At 55.1% G+C, this 6,909-nt stretch carries 4 protein-coding genes, 1 tRNA gene and 2 pseudogenes; all 7 read left to right on the top strand.

What is annotated here, in order from left to right; genetic code table 11:
• Positions 1-487 (top strand): annotated as a pseudogene (narH, locus tag BGO16_RS04990) (nitrate reductase subunit beta); the annotation flags it as partial.
• 177 nt (positions 488-664) lie between these two features.
• Complete coding sequence (narJ, locus tag BGO16_RS04995) at positions 665-1,693, top strand: nitrate reductase molybdenum cofactor assembly chaperone (RefSeq protein WP_292617486.1); 1,029 nt, start codon at positions 665-667, stop codon at positions 1,691-1,693.
• A gap of 34 nt (positions 1,694-1,727) precedes the next feature.
• A complete protein-coding gene (gene narI, locus BGO16_RS05000; protein WP_292617487.1) occupies positions 1,728-2,405 on the top strand; it encodes a respiratory nitrate reductase subunit gamma in 678 nt (225 codons plus the stop codon).
• Positions 2,406-2,687: 282 nt separating this feature from the next.
• On the top strand, positions 2,688-3,938 hold the full coding sequence (locus BGO16_RS05005) for an MFS transporter (protein WP_292617488.1): 1,251 nt from the start codon (positions 2,688-2,690) through the stop codon (positions 3,936-3,938).
• 119 nt (positions 3,939-4,057) lie between these two features.
• The gene (locus tag BGO16_RS05010; RefSeq protein WP_292617489.1) at positions 4,058-5,131 is read left to right on the top strand and encodes a tellurite resistance/C4-dicarboxylate transporter family protein; all 1,074 of its coding nucleotides are present in this window, start codon (positions 4,058-4,060) and stop codon (positions 5,129-5,131) included.
• 609 nt (positions 5,132-5,740) lie between these two features.
• A tRNA-Met gene (locus BGO16_RS05015) sits at positions 5,741-5,817 on the top strand.
• Between the two features lie 341 nt (positions 5,818-6,158).
• Positions 6,159-6,896: pseudogene (locus BGO16_RS05020) on the top strand (ArdC-like ssDNA-binding domain-containing protein); the annotation flags it as partial.
• Between the last annotated feature and the right edge of the window lie 13 nt (positions 6,897-6,909).

A 6,909-nucleotide genomic window follows, 5' to 3' on the forward strand; every position in this document is an offset into this window, starting at 1 on the left:
GCTGCCGATGCTGTTCTACGTGCCGCCGCTGGGTCCGGTGCTCGCCAAGGTGGAGAATGGCGTCTACGACAACATTGCTTCTGAATCGAGGTTGGGCCCGTTGATGAGTTCGCTTGAGCGGTCGCGCGTATCGCTGCGCTACATGGCGAGCCTGTTGTCGGGCGGCAACGAGGAGCTGATCAAGGACGTTTATCGCAAGCTTGTTGCGGTACGGGTCTACATGCGTTCGAAGAAGGTGAAGGATATCCCGGAGGAGGAGGTGCAGCGGGCGCTTGCCGATGGCAAGACCACCGCGGCCGAGGTGGAGGCGATCTGGCGGCTGACGTCGATGCCGACCTTTGAGGAGCGTTTTGTGGTTCCGCCGATGGAGCGAGAAACAGCGGTTGATGCGCTGTTCCCGCAGCTCGATCCGGTCTCGCACAACTATCCGATTCGCAAGGGTGAGGTCGGCGTCGGCTTCCACACCGATCCGGCGAGAGGACCATAGCCGTTTCGCCACGTTACCAGCGTAAGACAGCGGTTGGGCTTTGGCCCAACCGGGTCTCACGTAGATCGATCCGCTCGCGATCACGAAGTTGGGTGGTTGGTCGTCGGCGTCTATGGATGGCCTTGCCATGCATAATCAAAGACACAGCATAAAAGACAAAGACGCAGTATAAAGACCATGAGTCGCTTTTCACACCGCGCTGAGGTTTTGTACTCGAATCGCTCCAAGGTATTGGATCTGTTCGCTGACATCCTCGATTATCCTGCCCCGGGTCTGGAAGGCAAGGCGTCAGAGTGTGCGGCGCTGGTTCGTGGTGTTCAGCCACAGGCGGCAGCTTTGCTGGAGAGCTTCCGGAGCTTTGCCGAGGAAACTGGTGTTGGAAAACTGCAGGAGGTTTATAGCGGCTTTTTTGATCTGAACTCCATATGTCATCCGTATGTGGGTTATCAGCTGTTTGGCGAGAATTACAAGCGCAGTATATTTTTGGTGGAACTGAAGAAAAGCTATCGCGCCAGTGGTTTTGAATCGGACGCTTCGGAAATTCCGGATCGTCTGTCGATTGTACTGCGATATGCTGCGCAGAATGATGGCGAGGACGTCGATGCGCTGCTGAACAAGGGCTTGTTGCCGGCGCTTGAGCGCATGACAACGAAGCCGGAAACTGACGGTCATCAACATGGTCACGCTGATATTGACGGCGACACTGGTATCGAGCGAGCAAAGCTGGATGACCGGGAGTTACGTAAGCAGCTAAAGGATCAGCAGCGTGAAGCGCGAAAGCTGCTTGATGGACAGAGTCAGAACGATGACCGGAAGCAAATGAAGGGTCAGAGCCAAGGCGATGTTCTTGAGGGCGGCTTTCTGTTGGCGATGAGCGAAGATTACGATATCGAAGAGGCTGAAAAACGTACGCATCCGTACCATCAGGCACTTGATGCTCTTCGTCTCTTATTGAATGAAGGGATGACGAAGAAGCGCGCTGACAGATCGGCTGAGCAGGAACGTGTGCTTGGCTGGACACGCGAGCGATTCAATCTCGATGAGGATGAGACTATCATGGTGTCGGAGCTTCCGTGCTCCGACCCGGGCTGCCCGCCAGTGGAAACGCATGTTGTGTTTTGGACACAGGCTGGCCGACAACATTTCAAGGTTTACAAGCCACTCGCGGAGGTCGCCGCAGACGACCTGCTAGATTGGCGAGCGTGAGAGACATATCCCATGTGTGACGGAGGCAAATTCTATGTATGACGTATTCCTGTTTGCGGTTCTGCCATACTTGGCGATCGTGGTAGCGGTGCTCGGAGGCGTTCACAGATATCGCACCAACCGCTTTTCCTATTCTACGCTGTCGTCCCAGCTCTTAGAGAATCGGCGGCTGTTTTGGGGTTCGGTGCCATGGCATTATGGTATTGTCGTAGTTTTGCTTGCGCACCTCATTGGATTCTTGGTTCCCGGTATGTGGGCAAGTCTCACAGCAACGTCGACGGCTCTATATACGATTGAACTGATCGGCTTCACCTTCGGTTTGGCTGCATTGATCGGGCTTTGTGTGCTGATGGTGCGCCGCTTCACGACCGAAAGGATTCTTGCTGTCACAAGTCCGATGGATGGCGTGTTGCTGGTCGCGCTGCTCGTACAGGTGGCACTCGGTTTTTGGGTTTCACTTGCTTACCGTTGGGGTGCTGACTGGTATATTGATACGGCTGTGCCGTGGCTGATCTCGCTTGTAGCGTTGAATCCCCAGACGCATTATGTGTCAGCGCTGCCGTTCGCCGTCAAAGCGCACATGCTTAACGGGTTTGTGGTGATCGCGTTGTTCCCATTCTCCCGGCTGGTGCACTTGATTATGTTCCCGTTCTGGTACCTCTGGCGGCCCTATCAGTTGCAGATCAGAAACACTGTAAGGCAAGCGCACTAATCGTTAGCGCCGCAGCTAGAATTTGAGAAATTCTAAACGTGACGTGCAGAGTATCGCCGGCGAGTTGTTGCTCGCCGGCGAGCCTTATGCGGCGACCCTGTTGACGTTAAAGGAATATCTGTCCTGACGTTATGGCGGCCCCATCCCTCGTTGGTGTATGATCTCCCTCTCTCAGATAGACGAGAGGGGTAAGTAGTAAGTCAAGCGGGTTGGGCCGAGTCGAAACGATAGCTTTTAATTCAACGCACGAACCTGCTAGGTACATTTTTGTAGGAGCTACCCGTGGAACATATCGGGGTTGATAAGGCGAACGAGCCTCAGGGCAACGCGAGGGTTTTGTTTATATCGACCATGGCGTTTTCGCTTGGTTTCGCGATTTGGGGAATGTTTTCTGCCCTCGCGCCTTTTCTCATTGAGTGGTATCACTTTACGAGTACTCAGGTACTTGTTTTGGCGGCGATGGAACCGCTTTTTGCTGCGGCGATCAGTATACCCCTCGGTATTTGGACCGATCAGTTCGGCGGCCGCACTGTATTTACGGTGCTGCTGGTCTGCCTCTCGGTTGTTCTGATTTTTGGAACTTTTGCCGAAGGCTATTATTCCTTCCTTTTTCTTGGCTCGATGCTTGGACTCGGCGGGGCAACCTTCGTGGTCGGTAATGCCCATGTGTCATCGTGGTATCCAAAATCGAAACAGGGTATGGCTTTGGGTCTTTTCGCCTTAGGCAATGTCGGTATTACTATCGGCATGATGGTCGTGACGTTCGTGATTACGAGTCTCGCGGACGCCTCGGACCCTGAGGGATGGCGTATTATTTTTCCGATCTTCGCTATTCCTACGCTTCTGATGGCGGCGATTTACATGTTCTTTACGTCTGACCCTCCGAACAGGAAGCTTAAGAATACGTCGATGCGAGAGATCTTCGCCGTATATCGATCAGGCGTTGTCGTCTGGCTGGTGCCGGGGCTTTATTGGGTTGCTTTTGGTACGCTTGTTTTCTTTGCGTCGACGATGCCGACCTACTTGGTCGATTATTGGCATGTGAACCCCACAAGCGCGTCGGCGTTCTATACTCCGTTACTGGTCGTCTGCGTAGCCATTACGCGCCCACTCGGTGGTTGGCTTGCCGATCGGTATGAAGTTCTGTCACTTCTGACCTGGATGTTCGGAGCTATGTCCGGCTTAGCCATTCTTCTTGCGTTGCAGCTTTCGCTAAGCTTGGAATTGGTTGCCATTTATGGGCTTGCATTGCTGTCTGGCGCTGCGGCAGCGGCTGTCATCAAGCTCATCCCGATCTATTTCCAGCACGTAGGTGCTGTCAGCGGACTGGCGAAAGCTGCAGGTGCCGCGTGCGGGTTCACGATGACAGCAATCCTGGCCGCCAGCAATTTCCTCCTTGGCGGCTACACGCTGGGTTTCATCGTCTGGGCGTTGATGAACTTCGCTGCATTTTACGTAGCGTTTTCGCGAGTCGGCTTCAGAGATGTTCAACCGATCCGCGACACGATCGCCGAGGCTGTTCCCGCACATTGAGGCCGCTTCTTGAGAACGGCTCCCGATGTGATGTCGGTATTTTCTAAGACATCATTGCCGCCCCGACATCGGGGCGGTAGCGTTGAAACGGTGCTTGAGCTTAAGGTTAACAAAGTCTAGTGCAGCCGCTCGACAAATCAAAACGTCGCTTCCGGCTTCGCATGCGCGGTGCCCGCCGCCTCTCACCGGCATATTTCGCGCTTGTTATGGCGACGGGGATCGTCTCCATTGCGTCTGAGCGGGCAGGCTTTCATCCCATCGCGGTCGCTCTCCTGTGGCTGAACGCAACTCAGTTTGTTGTGCTTTGGATTCTCACGTCGTGGCGGCTCATACGTTACCGTCGAGCGTTGATCGCAGATCTGACAGACCACCGCTCGGCGCCAGGATTTCTCTCTGCGGTCGCTGCCACGGGCGTAATGGCAAATCAGCTGATACTTGCGGGGGCCCTTAACCTCGCGCTGGGACTTTGGATTTTTGGTATTTTACTCTGGATCATCCTGACCTACACGATTTTTGCCAATCTGACGATCATGGAGACCAAGCCGACCATCGATCAGGGCATCACAGGCGCTTGGCTGCTCGCAGTGGTCTCGACGCAAGCGATTTCGCTCCTTAGCGCACTCATCGCGCGGCATATCAGTCAACCCCTTCGTCTGGATGTCAATTTTCTTGCCCTCTCGATGCTGCTGTGGGGAGGCATGTTGTACATTTCGATTATCTCGCTGATTTTCTACCGCTATATGTTCTTTAAGTTCTCGCCAGCGGATTTTGTGCCTTCATACTGGATCAACATGGGAGCGATGGCGATCTCGACGCTCGCCGGATCGATCTTGATCGAGAATGCCGCGGATGCATGGTTTCTCGATGAGTTGCTTCCCTTCCTCAAAGGGTTCACGATCTTTTTCTGGGCGGCCGGAACTTGGTGGATTCCACTGCTTATCGTTCTTGTCGTTTGGCGGCATTTCCATCGGCGATTTCCGCTTCGATACGATCCGGCATATTGGAGTGCGGTCTTTCCGCTAGGTATGTACACCGTCTGCACGTACGAGATGGCCAGCGCCATGCGGCTGGAATTTTTGCGCCCCATCGCGGATGTTTTTATTTACGTCGCGCTGTTGGCTTGGACGGCAGCCTTCATCGGTCTGGTCAGGAAGCTTGCAAGTAATTTGATTCCAGCCCTTAGTCCGCGCTAACGCTGTTAGGAATTTTCCCAGAAGTCCGCGGCCTCATACCAGTGGTCGATACGGAATCCAAATGTCGGGTTGATCCGTATGGGATCGGGATTCTTAAGCGTACCGCTCAGGGCGACGATAGGCCTATGGCCGTAGATCGCCGAATCTGGCTTTCGGACGACCGTTCACGACCTTTGGTCCGCCGAGCTTCGTTTCTGATCTAATCAGAGACGAAAATGCTCTGGGCCCTTGAGTGTTTTTAAGTCTGCTACGACATTAAACGGCGATTGCGCGGCAGAGGTGGAGAGCGGATGTGATGCTGTTTTTCGAACAGCGACGTCCACTCGCGACGAAGCTTGGCTTGATTCATATGATTGAGAAAAAGTCAGCTATGAAATCTCGGAGAATCCACAGGATTTCTGAAAGGCCCTACCTCCGGCATTATAAAACTCGGAAAATATGAGCCGCAGCCCTTTCCAAAGTAAACCTATATTGATACATACGCTACGCACTGTGGGGCGTTTCCTGGGGGTGCATTCTCAGGAGCCTCCAGACGGTAAATCAGTCGGCGCCTTGAGCGCTGATAAGGCGCCTCCCAGCGACGATTTTCTTAGATACGCAAAAGTTTAGCGCGGGGTGGAGCAGCCCGGTAGCTCGTCAGGCTCATAACCTGAAGGTCATAGGTTCAAATCCTATCCCCGCAACCAGTCAACAAGCCCCTGAAAACAATATGTTTTCGGGGGCTTTTGCTTTTTGATTTCCATCCCTCGAAAAAGTCTCGTGGAAGCGTCGTGGAAGCACCCGGAGGAGAGTTGGAGCGTAGAATTGCGCAATTGCCTGCGACGATCTGACTCACGGGCCATCGCGCTGCTCGCTGCGTATTGCGCATCCATCCTTGACGAGACGCTTGCAAAAGCGCTTGCGGCTGACGGGACCGTCGGCGCGTGTGGAGAGGGTGTCATATAGAGAGTGAGAGTGCGGGCCGGGTTGGCCGTGACGGGTTAAGGGCTGGAGGAGAGGCCTCTAGCGTCCGTCGCGGAGACCCGCGATGTCCAGACACTTTGAGCATGCGCGCGCCGGCGGAAGTCGGGCGAGCCTTTACGATGAAATCACCGGCAAGATCATCGCCGAGTTGGAGGCGGGCCGTGTACCTTGGGTTCAGCCTTGGGGTACGGCGGCCGCGAAAGCGCCGCTGGCGATGCCGAAGAACGCTTCGACGTCACGGCAATACACGGGCGTCAATATTCTGATCCTGTGGGGTGCCGTGATTGACCACGGCTTCAGCGGCCAAAGCTGGCTCACCTTCCGTCAGGCCCTCGCGCTCGGAGGGCACGTTCGCAAAAGCGAGCGCGGGACGACCGTCGTCTATGCCGACCGTTTCATTCCCGATGATGAGAAGAAGCGCGCCGCCGAGACCGGCGAGGATGCGCAGGCTATTCCCTTCCTGAAGCGCTTCACCGTCTTCAATACCGATCAATGCGATGGCCTTCCCGACGACATCGCGACGGCCAATCCGCCGCCGCTACCCGGCATGATCGAGCCGCGCGTGGAGACGCTGATCAAGGCGACCGGCATCGACTTCCGCATCGGCGGCAACCGCGCCTTCTACCGGCCGGCCGAAGACTTTGTGCAGGTGCCGCCGCCGGCGGCTTATTTCGAGCCGATTAACTGGCACCGCACGGCGCTGCATGAACTGGGTCACGCGAGCGGCCACCGCTCGCGACTCAACCGCGACCTATCGGGTGTGTACGGCTCGAAGGCATACGCCCTTGAGGAATTGATCGCCTTATCTTGACAGT

This window comes from Nitrobacter sp. 62-23, assembly GCF_001897285.1.
In the GTDB taxonomy this organism is placed as follows: domain Bacteria; phylum Pseudomonadota; class Alphaproteobacteria; order Rhizobiales; family Xanthobacteraceae; genus Nitrobacter.